The organism is Brasilonema bromeliae SPC951, assembly GCF_012912135.1.
Taxonomy (GTDB): Bacteria; Cyanobacteriota; Cyanobacteriia; order Cyanobacteriales; family Nostocaceae; genus Brasilonema; species Brasilonema bromeliae.
Genome location: NZ_QMEB01000177.1, coordinates 1 through 14,056, shown reverse-complemented (window position 1 = coordinate 14,056; position 14,056 = coordinate 1). Strand labels below are relative to the sequence as shown.

Below are 14,056 nucleotides of genomic sequence, written 5' to 3'. Positions count from 1 at the left end.
CTACGGCGGGAAAACGCCTCATGCGCGCTGGTCTCACAATATCACGAGCTAACCACAGTTCCCAACTAATCATTGGCATCAACTCACTCCAACGTATGCCCTTCGGGCACGCTACGCGAACACACTGTTTTGGGGTACTAAGCTTGGGGAGAGTCCAGTGCAGGCGTTGCTTTAAAAAACGATACCAGTGGTCAACGCTAAAGCGACGCAAATAAAGTAGCCAAACTTCAGATAGTGGAGGCATTTGTTCTCCTACCCAAGCCAACCATAAAGGTTTTGACACTCTTAAGCAACCTTGTTGGTCAAGACGCTCAACCCTGATTAATGACATCGGGCGCGTAGCCGTTTTACGGAAGTGTAAATTTTCCCATAAGCTAACTCTTACCCGCCCCAGTTTGAGCTGGTTAACCTCCAAACTTTGAATTGCTTCACCCCAACTAGAAGGTTCATTCAGCTTAAACTTATCGCCATGCTTTCTGGGACGCCCTCTACCAGAGTACACTGGAGGTGCTCCCCATAGACAAAGATTTGAACGCAAACGGACAAGAATATCTGTAGCAATGTTAGCAGTCTTCAAAACAAAAGGGGCACAGCCATACTCACTGTCCCAAACAGAAATCGGTCTGCTGGGCAAATGTTCGCACACCTGTTGTAGTTGCCAAGTTGCTTTCTCAATAGGGCTTTCCGCTCCTTGTGATGCGTTCATGTCTCAAGGGTAATGCCCAACTGCCAGAATCCTCTGGTATCCAAGCAATGGTACTATATCCCTGACCAATGGTAATTGGTCGATTTCCTGGCACAAAGCGTGTTGCTATGCTCAATTGTCCTTTCTTGCAGTGTCACTGCATCCGGGCGAGACCAGGCGGTGTGGTCGCCTGCTAGTAAGAGACGTCCCTTTGCTGGCATCTGCTTGATGTATAACTGCATCAATTTTTGTCGTTGTGGTCTACTATCTTGTAACGCTGAGTCCCCTTGGGACACGCTGAGTCCCCTTGGGACACGCTGCGCGAACGCGAACGTAAATGCTGCGCCACTTACGGCGAAAAACCGGGGACAGGGATAAATCTGCCAAACTGTAAGCGTTACGGGTCAGCAATATAGCATCTATCAGCTTCATTGCGTAGCATCATGTGCCTTGCCTAAATAGTTGTAAGCAGCACGGGCGTAATTCTTGGAGTTTGGCTAGTTTCATCTTGGGGGCGTGAGAGTTGGTGGTTCTTCTCTCATCTTCCGGCGAAGGGGGTCTGTGTTAATTACAAACTCCCCTTCCAAAAATTTTATACCAACAACACCTGCTTTCCTTTGTTAACGTTAAGCGAAGCTCTGCCTACGGCAATCGCCTGCCCTTTAGTCTAAACTCCAGAAAATAACGTTTAGAAAGCTTATTTTTCGTCCTGCTCAAGCAGCTTGGAAAGTCTACTTTTCATCTGTTGTACTTGCTTATCGCCCTTGGGTAGTGTTAACAAACGAACTTCAATCTCTCCATGCACATTCAATCTAAATTCTGGACTGCATTAATACGCCTTACAATATTTGTAAACCTAACTTAGGATACATTTTTGCATAATTTTTTACTTTTGAAAAGCTTTTGGTTAAAATTTTTTGGCAACAAATGATACAAACTGCATTATTTCCTAAGATTTGTACCTAATGACGGGGTCAGTGACTTGCCAATGGATACATCTTTTCTGTCATCATGGAAAGGATAATAAAAATAAATTTTTATTAAGCGAGGATAGAAATGTACATAGTACAGATTGCCTCGGAGTGCGCTCCTGTTATCAAAGCTGGAGGTTTAGGCGATGTTGTTTACGGACTCAGCAGGGAACTAGAAAACCGGGGACATTGCGTCGAACTCATTCTGCCAAAGTATGATTGCATGCGTTATGACCACATTTGGGGACTCCATGACGCTTTCACTAACTTATGGGTGCCCTGGTATAACGGTGCAATTCACTGTTCAGTCTATTGTGGTTGGGTACACGGGCGGCTGTGTTTCTTTATTGAACCCCACTCTGAGGATAATTTCTTCAATCGGGGCTGCTATTACGGGTCTAACGATGACAATATGCGCTTTGCGTTCTTCAGTAAAGCCGCTTTGGAATTTCTGCTCCAGAGTAACAAGCGACCGGATATTATCCATTGCCATGATTGGCAGACGGGTTTAGTTCCTGTCATGCTGTATGAAATGTACAAATATCATGGAATGGAGTACCAACGGGTTTGCTACACCATTCATAACTTCAAGCATCAGGGGTTTGCTGGAGTCGATACTCTCTGGGCAACGGGTTTAAACCGAGAGGCATACTACTTCCAGTATGATAAGCTCCAGGACAACTTCAATCCTTTTGCCCTGAACTTTATGAAAGGGGGCATTGTTTATTCCAATGCTGTGACGACAGTTTCACCACACCACGCTTGGGAAGCTCGTTACACCAACATTGGTTATGGATTAGGTCACACCTTGCATCTACACCAAGATAGATTCACTGGTGTCCTCAACGGCATTGATTGTGATTTTTGGAATCCGAAAACAGACCGCTACATTCCCTCTCACTACACCAAAGACAATTTTCAAGAAAAAGCCAAGAATAAAAAAGCTTTACGAGAGCGGCTGTTATTGCAGGATGTTGAGAAGCCAATCATTTCCTACATTGGTCGTTTAGATGAGCAAAAAGGCGTTCATCTTGTCCATCACGCAATGTATTACGCCCTCCATAATGGAGCACAATTTGTGCTGTTGGGTTCAGCAACAGAGTCAAGCATCAATAATCATTTCCGCCATGAGAAAGACTTTTTGAACAATAATCCTGATATTCATTTAGAACTTGGCTTTAACGAAGAATTATCCCACCTCATTTATGCTGGGGCAGATATGATTATTGTCCCCAGTAATTATGAACCTTGTGGACTCACTCAAATGATTGGCTTGAAGTACGGTACTGTACCTATAGTCCGGGGAGTCGGTGGACTAGTTAATACCGTGTTTGATAAAGACTACGACCAAACCAAACCACCAGAAGAACGCAATGGATATGTGTTCTACCAGTCAGATTATCATGCGCTTGAATTTTCGTTGGAACGTCCTTTGAAGTTGTGGTACAACAACCCAGAAGAGTTCCGCAAACTTGCCCTTGCAGGTATGGAGTATGACTACTCTTGGAATCATCCAGGAGAAGAATACGTAAAGATTTACGACCGTATCCGACATAAATAGACATCTCCAGAAATTAAACATCAGCCCAAACAGACCAAGGATTTGAGATTAGTTTTAGGAGATGTCTAATGGTAGTTGCTTAGTTTATCACTGGAACTCATAAATCCCCCCATACCCCTCCACTTCCTCCAACTCCCCGCTTGCAGGGGAGAGATGAGAAAAAAGTTTAGTCGCAGGGGTTGGGGGGATTATCTTGAGTTAAGCTGATGAATAAGAATCGGAGAATTGCAGGACTCCGCATAATGAGATCACAACAAATTATTAGACATTCCGACATCTTAAACACTAAGGTAATCACCCGTAACAATGGCGAACAATTAGGGGTGGTGAGTCAATTGTGGGTAGATATTGAGCAGCGACAGGTTATGGCTGTTAGTCTGCTAGACAACCTGATCGCGTTTATTGGTGCGCCTCGGTATATATACTTCGACAACATCAATCAGATAGGTGAGGTGATCCTAGTTGATAATAAAAATGTAATTGAAGATATTGACGTTGAAGGTTACAGCAATCTCATTAACTGCGAGATTATTACAGAAACCGGTGAAATATTAGGCAGGATACAGAGCTTCAAGTTTCATCGGGAAACAGGAAAGATTTACTCTATAGTCATCGCTTTTTTGAGACTACCGTACATTCCCGACCAATTCTTGAGTACCTACGAGCTTTCAGTGGACGAAATCGTTAGCACTGGTTCCAACAGGTTGATTGTGTTTGAGGGAGCAGAAGAACGGCTCACCCAGTTAACAGTCGGTTTGCTGGAGCGTCTGGGTATCAGCACGCCGCCGTGGGAGCGAAACAAAAAGGGTATGGTTACCCATAAGTTATGGAAAAATGACAAATGGGACTCGGAAAACGATGACACTGGCGGTTCTGGGCCGATTCCAAGTCCACGGCGACCTAAACCAGGACCAAGACCAAACGATACCGCCGAGCAGCTGAGTATCGGCACACCGTGGGAGCGAAACAAAAAGGGCTGACAACAGAAGTGAAATAATTGGACAAAATTAGATAATATTGGACAGTCATCAAATTATAATGAATAAATGTCCAATATTATTGGGGTAAAGGAGGCAGCAGAACTACTTGGGGTCAGTACCAAGACAATCAGACGTTGGGAGGCGGAAGGAAAAATCAAGTCTGTGCGTACAGAGGGAGGTCACAGGCGATTTGAAATCTCACAATTGCTTGGGACAAAAACAGATGGCAGCTTAACAATTGGTTATGCGCGTGTCAGTAGTTATGAGCAAAAGCAAGACCTAGAACGTCAAGTAATTGTCTTAGAGACGTACTGCGCTAAACATGGTTGGTGTTTTGAAATCATTCAAGATTTAGGCAGTGGCTTAAATTACCGTAAAAAAGGACTGATACGGTTAATCAAGTTGATATGTTCATACCAAGTAGAAAGATTGGTTGTCACTCATAAAGATAGACTATTACGCTTTGGGTCAGAGCTAATTTTTACAATATGTGAAATATTTGGAGTTGAAGTTATCGTGATTAATCGTACAGAAGATTCAACGTTTGAGGAAGATTTAGCACAAGATGTGTTAGAAATAATAACAGTATTTAGTGCGCGATTATATGGGTCAAGAAGTCATAAAAATAAACAAATAGTCAAACAGCTTAAAGAAGTAGCAAATAATTTAAAGTAGTGTGATGTTGCTCGGATTCAAGACAGAACTCAACCTGAACAATTATCAACGTACCCAACTAGCAAAACACGTAGGTACTGCAAGACACGCATATAATTGGGGATTAGGCTTGTGTTTAGGAATTCTTGACCACAATCGACTTCATCCAGATAAAAAGATTAAATTTCCAACAGCGATTGACTTACATAAATGGTTAGTAGCCATAGTCAAGCCGGAGAATTCATGGTATAAAGATGTCAGTAAATGTGCGCCACAGTATGCATTGAAAGCATTGAGAGAAGGTTTTGCAAAATGGTTTAGTAAAAAGGGAGGTAGACCGAAATTTAAGAAAAAAGGTCGTGATGATTCTTTTACGTTAGATGGAACAATTAAGGTCTTAGAACAAAAGAAAATTCAATTACCAGTAATTGGTATATTGCAGACTTATGAAAAACTACCAATTGGTCATTGCCCAAAAAATATTACTATTAGTCGTCAAGCTGATAGATGGTTTATTTCTTGGCGGATAGAAGTATCAACTCTGGTTACAGAAAAAAACATGGATGTAGTTGGAGTTGACTTAGGAGTTAAATCTCTAGCAACTCTTTCTACAGGAGAAGTTGTTAATGGAAGCAAAAGTTATAGAAAGTATCGCCAAAAACTAGCGAGACTACAACGTCGATTGAGTCGGAAAGTCAAGCATTCAAGTAATTGGTACTCTGCGGTAATAGATGTTGCCAAACTACATCGAAAAATTGCCAACATTCGTGGAGATACGTTGCATAAATTAACTACCTATTTAAGCAAGAACCACGCAACAGTAGTGATAGAAGATTTAAACGTGTCGGGAATGTTGGCAAATCATAAATTGGCAGCTTCGGTTGCGGATATGGGTTTTTATGAATTCCGACGCCAACTTGAATACAAATGCAAGCTCAATGGCAGTAGTTTAATCATCGCAGACAGGTTTTTTGCATCAAGTAAAACCTGTTCTAATTGCGGTCATATTAAACAAGAACTCAGTTTATCTGAACGAGTTTTCGTTTGTGAACAATGTTGCTGTCAGATAGACCGAGATTTGAACGCAGCAATTAATCTTAGTAGGTTAAGCTCTAACCGAATTCACGCCTGTGAACAGAGTGCCGCCGACGGTTCTGGATGAAGCAGGAAGCAGACCGGACAACGTTATGTCTAACTTTGTCCAAGTTTTGTAGAGCGGTATAGTTACGCATGACCTATGGGACGATGACGAGTGGGGTTTGGAAAACGATGATACTGGCGGTTCTCCCCCGATTCCAAGTCCATAATGATTTCAACCAAGTCTTGGCGTATCATGATCAATCTGATTGTTCGGTCATGTGCATGAATCTAACTTTATATCAACAACATATGTGCGACTTTAAAGTGCGTTTGCTCTGCTTAACCTTGAGGTCTTAAATATGGTTGCTTCACCTGAAATCTATCTCACCCCTGAGGAATACCTCCAAATGGAGGAACAAAGCGACATCAAACATGAATACATCGACGGCTATATCTACGCAATGGCTGGAGCGCTTGACTCCCATGTGACTATTGCTCTCAACCTTGCTACACTTCTCCGTAATCATGTACGTGGCTCAGGCTGTCGTGTTTACATCGCTGACATGAAAGCACGTATTGAATCTCTAAATCGATATTATTATCCTGATGTGATGGTGACTTGCGACCAACGAGATCAGGAAACTCCTGCGTATAAAAAATTTCCCTATTTAATTGTCGAAGTTTTATCTGACTCCACTGAAGCCTTTGATCGAGGAGACAAATTCGCCGATTACCAAACTTTAGAAAGTCTCCAAGAGTATGTTTTAATTAACACCAAACGTCAGCGAGTCGAGTGTTTCCGCCGTAATGATGAAGGGCTGTGGGTTTTACAATCTTACACAGCAGAAAATAAATCATTTCGACTACACAGTATTAAGTTTGAAGGAACGATCGCGGAGCTTTACGAAGATGTCGTTTTCTAGCAGCAATTCCTAAAAAATAGATTGTAAAATTGTATGAAGCTCTTTGGATTTATATCTTAGTAGTCCGCCAAACCAACAATGCTTGGTTTATCAACTTTTAAATTCATTTTCTTTTCCTCTTCCTTTGCGCTCTTTGCGTCTTTGTGGTTTTTTTCTACCCCTCAAAGTTGCCTTGATAGAGTTCTAGATACTATTAATAAACTTCAGGATTGACACAATTAGGCAATCGCTCCCCCTCCAACCCAGCAATGAGATTAGCGATCGCCATGTTTGCCATTTTTTCTCGTGTTTGACGGCTGGCACTGCCAATATGAGGTGTAATAATCAGGTTATGTGAACTACCTACACCGTACCTGTACTCAGGTCGGTGTAGGCTTCTGGCACGCTCGTAACGTTTCCAGAACTTCCTTCAAGGTACTATTGGTAGTAGAGTCGCCCACTACTAGATTCCCTTTACGGCGTTTTAGCGTTGGGAACAGTCCCAGCCCAACGCGCTTAATGTTGATTCCCGCGTTTATATCGCGGTCAACGTTAAGCGAAAGTTCAGCATCCCAGTAAAAGCGCGTATCGCAGTCAGTGAAGACTATCTCGTCACGATACGCTAGTAATTGAGATGTGTATGCAGGGGTAACTGCGATGACCCTAGCCCCAGCTTTTGCGGCTATGTGTTCCAGGGTTATAAAAAACTGTCCGCATGCTGCATCATTCCAAGATTTGTTTAAGCCTGACTTGGCTGTCTGTCCGTTTGGTAGAAATTTACCATCCTCATCTTGTTTCGTCTTGTTGCGTTTTGACAAGGCTTTTAGATTTAAGTCCTCATGGACAAAAACTTTCTTGCCTGTTCGTACCAACTCATGAGCAGTCTTAAAAGCATGGTCTTTTCTTGCTTTGGCAATACGTTGATGTTCGCGTCCTTGGCGTTTGGCGAGCTTACGACGTGCTTTGCTACCTTTACGTTTTTTCTCCTTGCGACGCGATACTTTAGCTAATCGTTTCTCGGACTTCCGAAACGATTTTAGGGCAGGTAGCTTAGTTCCCTCACTCGTTGCCAAGAAATTATGAAACAGCACCACTTAATTCAAGGACTAACTTGCTACCACTGGTGGCCAAAAACAAGGGCGGCTTAATTATAAGTAATCATCCGAACTTGATATTATGTGTCTTCCTGTGATTTCACTTAACCAATCCGCCACCTTACGACCATTCCACAATCCACCATCTGGGGCTTTCTCTGAAAGTACCTGCCAAAGTCGAGCTTGTTCCACATCTGTTAAATTCGCTTCTCTGCCTGGGTTATGATGCCGTTTATCTCCTAAAGCCTTTTGACCATCTGAGTTATAACGTTTTATTAACTGATAAATCCAAATTCTCGTGTAACCAGTTACTTGCGCCACCTCTTGAGGTGTTTTTCCTGTTGCCAATAACCACATTATTTGGTAATGACTATGCTCAATTGGTTGTGTTGCCTGACGATAACGAATTAACAGTTCTTCCGCACTTAGGTGGTTGGCGATACGCGGAGCGTCAAGCCTCCGGCTTATCGCAATCCGTTTGGGCATGAGACCTAAATAGATACACTGCAACGATTCTATGTTTATTATAAGTGTTTATCCGAACTTGATATTACTTAATCTTTGAGCGACCATTCATGTCCAATTTCTCAAAAGGACACAAAGTCAAAGATTCAGTAAACTAAGGTTCGCAACTGATAAACCATATTAGCAACGCCCCGTAAACAGTCCCACAGGCTCAAACAGTTTGTGCTGTCATCTCAGTACAGACCGTTCAGGGTTACTAAAAGCCTACACCTAGTCTATACAAGAGACAGGTGTAGGTAGTTCACTCCTTACTTTTTAGATTGTTTTATTGTCAGACAGAATAAAATCTACGGATGTGTAGAAACGGTTTGGTTTGATAAGAAAGTAAAAGAAATGAATCGATTTGTAAATCTGTAGAAGTGAAAATCCTGTCAAAGTCTGGTGAATCTGCGATCATGCCAATACGTCAAACCTTCTCGAAACCTGATATCCAACTTTCTTATTTAGAATGGAACCAAGGTCAAGAACCTTTACTCCTATTACACGGTTTAGCCGACCATGCCTTGGTTTGGTCGAGCCTAGGAGATGAGCTATCATCAGACTACCATATAGTCGCCCCAGATATGCGCGGTCATGGTGAGAGTGGGAAACCTGAGAGAGATTATAGTTTTGAGAGTGCGATCGCCGACTTAGAAGCACTGATGGATAGCTTGGGATGGTCAGCTACTCATGTTGTCGCTCACTCTTGGACAGGTAAACTAGCTGTTATATGGGCAAGGATCAATCCGCAGCGTTTACGGAGTATCGTTCTGGTCGATCCCATTTTTATTTGGAAAATACCCAGCTTTTTCAAGCTTACTTTTCCCCTTTTGTACCAATTTTTATCCTTTCTCAAAGGTATGGGACCATTTGCTAGTTACGAGTCAGCCCAACAGCAAGCGCGTCTGTTAAATCAGTTTCAAGGATGGAGTCCCTTACAACAGCAAGTTTTTCAAGCAAGTATTGAACAAAAAAGCGATGGGACTTGGGGTAGTAAATTTACCATCACCGCTCGCGATAGAATTTTTGAGGAAGTGATGCTCTCTCCCGGTTTTACAACCCCCATTCATATCCCCACCTTGTTTGTGCAGCCAGAAAAAGGACTTAACCGCAAAGATTGGCAACTCCAACCTTACAAAACTAATCTGAAAAATTTACGCGTTTGTCAAGTCCCTGGTAATCATTGGCCCTTTTTAACACAGCCTGAGGCGTTTAACCAAACTGTGAAGGCTTTTTTGCAAGAGCATAGATATTGACACTGTCCGTTTTTCAGGATCGGAGATTCTTAAGAGTTCTCCACGGGTGGCGCGCCACCCGTTATGAATGAAAGAAACACTCTTTCCCTGTTCCCTGTTCCCTGTTCCCTGTGTTTCTTAAGACTTTACAGCCTTAAGATCCCTGACTCTGTAAACTTTTCATTTCTTGTTGTACATCCAATGCAATCTGCAATGCTTCATTGAGCAATCGCCCGTGTTCACTAGCCTGTTCGCTGACTTGCATTGCTGTTAATGTTGCTAAATTATCAGCAAACAACTCTAATTTGCTAACAATAAATTTTTTATTTTCTCTTAGTATTTTTTCTGTCTTTAATGCCCTAACTAGATCATTTCTTGTCAGTTTTAGTGCTTCTATAACTTTGTTTCTTTCCTTCAAGTTTACTCCGGAATTTCCTGCCGCTTCTATTTGGTCGTTGATGTCTATTGCTTTAATAACAGCATTATATCTCTCAACATCATTCAAGAGAATTTTCAGCGAATGTGTCATATTTTGAGTGACAGTACGACTTCTTTGTTTCCATAAAAAATAAAAGAATATTTGTGTCAAAATTCCTACTGAACAACTAGATATGACCAATAGTAGCCAGGAAGGTATCGTCACCCAATGAGCAAATACTCTGATAATAACATCAAATGCGACATAACTAAAAACTAGTGTTGTCATTCCAAGAAAAACTACCGTAGCAGCCTCAGAACCTTTGGCTCTTTCTATAATTTGACTCAGTAGTCTTTTCATAGGATGAATAAGAATTATCAGTTCATCGTTCACAGGCAAATTAGTCAATTTTTGGAGTTCTTTTTGACCAATCTCTAATCCTTGTAAATCATTACGCACAGCTTTAATATCCTCTTAATATAGTTATTTTCCAGTATTATATAACAGTAAAATTGATGGCAGACAAATAAAACTACCATTTTTGTTATTCAAAAAATTTAACAAAAATTATATTTTAGAGTCACATGTTAATACTGTGTCAAAGTTGACACTATTAAAAGACGACAAGTCATGTCAGAGCCAAAAGTCCATTAGCCTTTCCTTTATCTCTTTTACATACCTCCACTAAAGGTTTCGGGATGACTTTTCTAAGTGTTGACTTACTATGTTCTTGTGTCAGAGTTTCTCCTTAAAATTTGTCCACTTTTCTCACAAGAATGCCAGAAATATCAGAAAAAAGCAGTTTCTGAGTCAAGAGAGTGAAATGTATCAGGATTTTTATATTATTGTGTCATATGGTAAAAGAAAGTACATGAAATGTAGAAGCAAAGGACACTTCTGTGGAAAGGGTTGTCTGTTGCGCTTGGGTTGCAACTGCCTACGCCAAGGGAAAAATCTTCTTAATGGAAGTGTATTGTTAACTCAAGTGTGTTGGGGTATAAAAGAGTCTAAGACAGAGATTGTGCTTGAACAAGCCGCGCTAGTAATGGACGATGCTCCCAGAAGGAGGCAGCGAATCTGAAAAAGCGATCACCGAAAAACTGCTAAATGTAACGGATTGCAAAGTATAATGAAAACGATAAAACAATTAAAAATATTCAAGAGCAGTAAGGTTAAATGCGAGTAGCGATCGCGGGAGCGGGTTTAGCAGGACTTTCCTGTGCTAAATATCTCACAGATGCAGGGCACACTCCTATTGTTTTGGAAAGCCGAGACGTGTTGGGGGGGTTAGTAGCAGCATGGAAAGACAAAGACGGTGACTGGTATGAAACCGGGCTGCACATCTTCTTTGGGGCATATCCCAATATGTTGCAACTCATCAAAGAACTGGGCATTGAAGACAGATTGCAGTGGAAAGAACACACCATGATCTTCAACCAGCCTAATAATCCAGGGACTTACAGTCGCTTTGATTTTCCCGATGTGCCAGCACCTTTGAATGGCATAGTAGCTATTCTGCGGAATAACGACATGCTCACATGGCCAGAAAAAATTCGCTTTGGTATCGGTTTGCTACCAGCGATGATTCTGGGACAGCGTTATGTAGAAGAGATGGACAAGTATTCTTGGTCGGAATGGATGAAAAAACAAAACATCCCGCCACGAGTGGAAAAGGAAGTTTTTATCGCCATGTCTAAGGCGCTGAACTTCATAAATCCTGATGAAATTTCGGCGACAATTCTTCTAACGGCTCTCAATCGGTTTTTGCAAGAGAAGAACGGCTCAAAAATGGCTTTTCTGGACGGCTCTCCTACGGAACGGCTGTGTCAGCCAATCGTTGATCACATTACCGCACGGGGTGGAGAAGTGCGGTTGAATGCACCGCTCAAAGAAATTGTGCTGAATGACGATGGCACAGTCAAGCATTTTGTGATTCGGGGGTTGAATGGGGCAGAAGATGAAGTATTTACGGCGGATGCCTACGTATCGGCAATGTCGGTTGACGTGATGAAGATTTTGGTACCTACACCCTGGAAAGAAATTGAATTTTTCCAAAAATTGGAAGGTTTAGAGGGTGTGCCAGTGATAAACTTGCAGCTATGGTTTGACCGTAAACTTACTAAAATTGACCATCTGCTATTCTCGCGATCGCCCCTGCTCAGTGTTTATGCTGATATGAGTAACACCTGCCGCGAATACGCCAACCCCGACCGTTCAATGCTGGAATTAGTTCTAGCCCCAGCAAAAGATTGGATTGCAAAATCAGATGAAGAGATTTTGCAAGCAACTGTTGCGGAACTAGAAAAATTGTTTCCTGACGATTTTACAGGAGATAATCCCGCAAAGCTGCTAAAGTATCATGTCGTGAAGACGCCACGCTCAGTTTACAAAGCAACGCCTGGTCGTCAAGAGTATCGTCCCTCACAAGTGACCCCAATTGCTAACTTTTATTTAGCAGGAAGTTACACAATGCAACGTTACCTAGGGAGTATGGAAGGTGCCGTACTTTCTGGTAAGCTGACAGCGCAGGCGATCGTCCGTAATACCGCCGAGGGATTTTCTGAAGGAAAACCCCTTCCTCGTTTCGAGGAAACAAGCCAAACGCCTGAAAAAGCTTTGGGTCGGTAGGACGCGCTACACGACTGCTGAAGCACATCCGGTGGCAAATTCAAAAAGCCTGCAAATGCAAACCCTTCAGCCTGCAACGAATGCTGCAACTGCCTGATTCCATCCCTCGCATGAAAACACCGGTCTCTGTGGACGAGTCCTACAAACTCTGTCGCCAGCTTATAGTCAAGTATTCCACGACTTTTTACATCGGCACTTTGCTGGTTGAGAAGCCAAAGCGCAAACACATTTGGGCAATTTATGCTTGGTGTCGCCGTACAGACGAACTCGTGGATGGTCCCGCATCTGCTATAACGACACCAGAAACTTTGGATCTGTGGGAACAGCAACTGGAATCGATTTTTGCTGGACAGCCATTGGATAGTATTGATGTCGCTTTAGTGGATACTGTTCAGCGTTTCCCGATAGACATTCAGCCCTTTAGGGATATGATTGCGGGTCAGCGTATGGACTTATACCGTAGTCGCTACGAAACCTTTGAGGAGTTACACCTTTACTGTTACCGCGTTGCTGGAACAGTCGGTTTGATGTCAACAGCAGTGATGGGGGTTGACACCTCCACAAACACGGCTCCGTGGAATTGCCATCAACAGCCGTATATCCCCACAGAAGAAGCGATTACTCTGGGGATAGCCCATCAACTCGCCAATATTCTACGAGATGTCGGGGAGGATGCAAGGCGGGGGCGGATTTATATTCCCCAAGAAGACTTGGCGCGCTTTAACTACACAGAGCAAGACCTGTTTAAAGGAGTGGTGGATGAGCGCTGGCGATCGCTAATGCGCTTTCAAATTGCACGGGCACGCCAATTTTACGCTAAAGCAGAAAAGGGAATCTCTTACCTATCTGCCGATGCTCGCTTACCAGTATGGGCATCTTTGATGCATTACAGTCGAATTTTGAATATCATTGAACGCAACGATTACAATGTGTTCACTCGACGTGCTTACGTGCCTCAATGGCAAAAGTTACGTGCTTTGCCAGCGGCATGGTTACGAGCACAAGTCTTATGAGAAAGTTGTCATTTGTCCTTTCTCGTTTGTGATAACAAGTGACGAATGACAAATGACAAATAAACTATTGACATTTCACCTTAGACTCTGTTAAGATTAATCCTCGTGACCCTGGAGAGGTGGCTGAGTGGTCGAAAGCGACGGATTGCTAATCCGTTGTACAGTTCGTAAGGCTGTACCGAGGGTTCGAATCCCTCCCTCTCCGTTGATTAAGAAAAAATAAGGGTTGGAAACTGTAACATAATTCCTACGCATTTCTCTTCAAAACTAGTCAAATTTGAGTAGGTATTGCGGAAATATGCTATGATTTCGATATTAGTAACGGTTAACA

General features: G+C 42.5%; 12 protein-coding genes, 1 tRNA gene and 2 pseudogenes. 9 read left to right on the top strand and 6 right to left on the bottom strand.

Translation table 11 applies throughout. The annotated features are described in order from the left end of the window. Both DP116_RS20055 and DP116_RS29550 read right to left on the bottom strand, forming a co-directional pair. A partial coding sequence (locus DP116_RS20055) for a transposase (protein WP_339381502.1) occupies positions 1-706 on the bottom strand: 706 nt, incomplete at its 3' end. A 53-nt stretch (positions 707-759) separates the two neighbouring features. Further along, positions 760-981, bottom strand: a complete 222-nt coding sequence (locus DP116_RS29550; RefSeq protein WP_246275718.1) for a hypothetical protein — start codon at positions 979-981, stop codon at positions 760-762. A 760-nt stretch (positions 982-1,741) separates the two neighbouring features. Between DP116_RS29550 and glgA the strand changes: the two genes are divergently transcribed. The 5 genes and pseudogenes from glgA to DP116_RS20025 all read left to right on the top strand — a co-directional run bounded on the left by glgA (position 1,742) and on the right by DP116_RS20025 (position 6,854). Beyond that, positions 1,742-3,217 carry a glycogen synthase GlgA gene (gene glgA / locus DP116_RS20045; protein ID WP_169156848.1) on the top strand — a complete coding sequence of 492 codons (1,476 nt, stop codon included), beginning with the start codon at positions 1,742-1,744 and terminating at the stop codon, positions 3,215-3,217. A gap of 242 nt (positions 3,218-3,459) precedes the next feature. After that, positions 3,460-4,017: pseudogene (locus DP116_RS20040) on the top strand (PRC-barrel domain-containing protein); the annotation flags it as partial. 246 nt (positions 4,018-4,263) lie between these two features. Continuing rightward, positions 4,264-4,872 (top strand): IS607 family transposase, encoded by a 609-nt coding sequence (locus DP116_RS20035; RefSeq protein ID WP_169156846.1) that lies wholly within the window; start codon positions 4,264-4,266, stop codon positions 4,870-4,872. 4 nt (positions 4,873-4,876) lie between these two features. After that, positions 4,877-6,013: an RNA-guided endonuclease InsQ/TnpB family protein gene (locus tag DP116_RS20030; RefSeq protein ID WP_169156845.1), complete on the top strand. Its 1,137-nt coding sequence runs from the start codon at positions 4,877-4,879 to the stop codon at positions 6,011-6,013. Between the two features lie 277 nt (positions 6,014-6,290). Next, on the top strand, positions 6,291-6,854 hold the full coding sequence (locus tag DP116_RS20025) for a Uma2 family endonuclease (RefSeq protein ID WP_169156844.1): 564 nt from the start codon (positions 6,291-6,293) through the stop codon (positions 6,852-6,854). Positions 6,855-7,047: 193 nt separating this feature from the next. Here DP116_RS20025 and DP116_RS29545 read toward each other — a convergent pair. The 3 genes and pseudogenes from DP116_RS29545 to DP116_RS20015 all read right to left on the bottom strand — a co-directional run. Continuing rightward, positions 7,048-7,194: pseudogene (locus DP116_RS29545) on the bottom strand (D-glycerate dehydrogenase); the annotation flags it as partial. A 19-nt stretch (positions 7,195-7,213) separates the two neighbouring features. Further along, entirely contained in the window at positions 7,214-7,924 is a 711-nt protein-coding gene (locus tag DP116_RS20020; RefSeq protein ID WP_339381501.1) for an RNA-guided endonuclease InsQ/TnpB family protein, read from the bottom strand. 57 nt (positions 7,925-7,981) lie between these two features. Then, positions 7,982-8,413, bottom strand: coding sequence for a helix-turn-helix domain-containing protein (locus DP116_RS20015; RefSeq protein WP_169156843.1), 432 nt, complete (start codon positions 8,411-8,413; stop codon positions 7,982-7,984). Positions 8,414-8,847: 434 nt separating this feature from the next. Here DP116_RS20015 and DP116_RS20010 point away from each other — a divergent pair, with 434 nt between their 5' ends. After that, positions 8,848-9,687 (top strand): alpha/beta fold hydrolase, encoded by an 840-nt coding sequence (locus tag DP116_RS20010; protein ID WP_169156842.1) that lies wholly within the window; start codon positions 8,848-8,850, stop codon positions 9,685-9,687. A 133-nt stretch (positions 9,688-9,820) separates the two neighbouring features. Here DP116_RS20010 and DP116_RS20005 read toward each other — a convergent pair whose 3' ends face one another. Continuing rightward, the gene (locus DP116_RS20005; protein ID WP_169156841.1) at positions 9,821-10,543 is read right to left on the bottom strand and encodes a hypothetical protein; all 723 of its coding nucleotides are present in this window, start codon (positions 10,541-10,543) and stop codon (positions 9,821-9,823) included. A gap of 717 nt (positions 10,544-11,260) precedes the next feature. On the opposite strand from DP116_RS20005, the gene pds reads away from it, so the two are divergent. The 3 genes from pds (at position 11,261) to DP116_RS19990 (ending at position 13,930) form a co-directional block, all read left to right on the top strand. Then, a complete protein-coding gene (gene pds / locus DP116_RS20000; RefSeq protein ID WP_169156840.1) occupies positions 11,261-12,712 on the top strand; it encodes a 15-cis-phytoene desaturase in 1,452 nt (483 codons plus the stop codon). 80 nt (positions 12,713-12,792) lie between these two features. Further along, positions 12,793-13,725 (top strand): 15-cis-phytoene synthase CrtB, encoded by a 933-nt coding sequence (gene crtB, locus DP116_RS19995; RefSeq protein WP_169156839.1) that lies wholly within the window; start codon positions 12,793-12,795, stop codon positions 13,723-13,725. A gap of 113 nt (positions 13,726-13,838) precedes the next feature. Then, positions 13,839-13,930, top strand: a tRNA-Ser gene (locus DP116_RS19990). Positions 13,931-14,056: the final 126 nt, after the last annotated feature.

Coding starts and splice junctions, on each gene's coding strand:
- glgA (WP_169156848.1), top strand. CDS start 1,742: ATGTACATAGTACAGATTGCCTCGGAGTGCGCTCCTGTTATCAAAGCT.
- DP116_RS20030 (WP_169156845.1), top strand. CDS start 4,877: ATGTTGCTCGGATTCAAGACAGAACTCAACCTGAACAATTATCAACGT.
- DP116_RS20025 (WP_169156844.1), top strand. CDS start 6,291: ATGGTTGCTTCACCTGAAATCTATCTCACCCCTGAGGAATACCTCCAA.
- DP116_RS20035 (WP_169156846.1), top strand. CDS start 4,264: ATGTCCAATATTATTGGGGTAAAGGAGGCAGCAGAACTACTTGGGGTC.
- crtB (WP_169156839.1), top strand. CDS start 12,793: ATGCTGCAACTGCCTGATTCCATCCCTCGCATGAAAACACCGGTCTCT.
- pds (WP_169156840.1), top strand. CDS start 11,261: ATGCGAGTAGCGATCGCGGGAGCGGGTTTAGCAGGACTTTCCTGTGCT.
- DP116_RS20015 (WP_169156843.1), bottom strand. CDS start 8,413: ATGCCCAAACGGATTGCGATAAGCCGGAGGCTTGACGCTCCGCGTATC.
- DP116_RS20010 (WP_169156842.1), top strand. CDS start 8,848: ATGCCAATACGTCAAACCTTCTCGAAACCTGATATCCAACTTTCTTAT.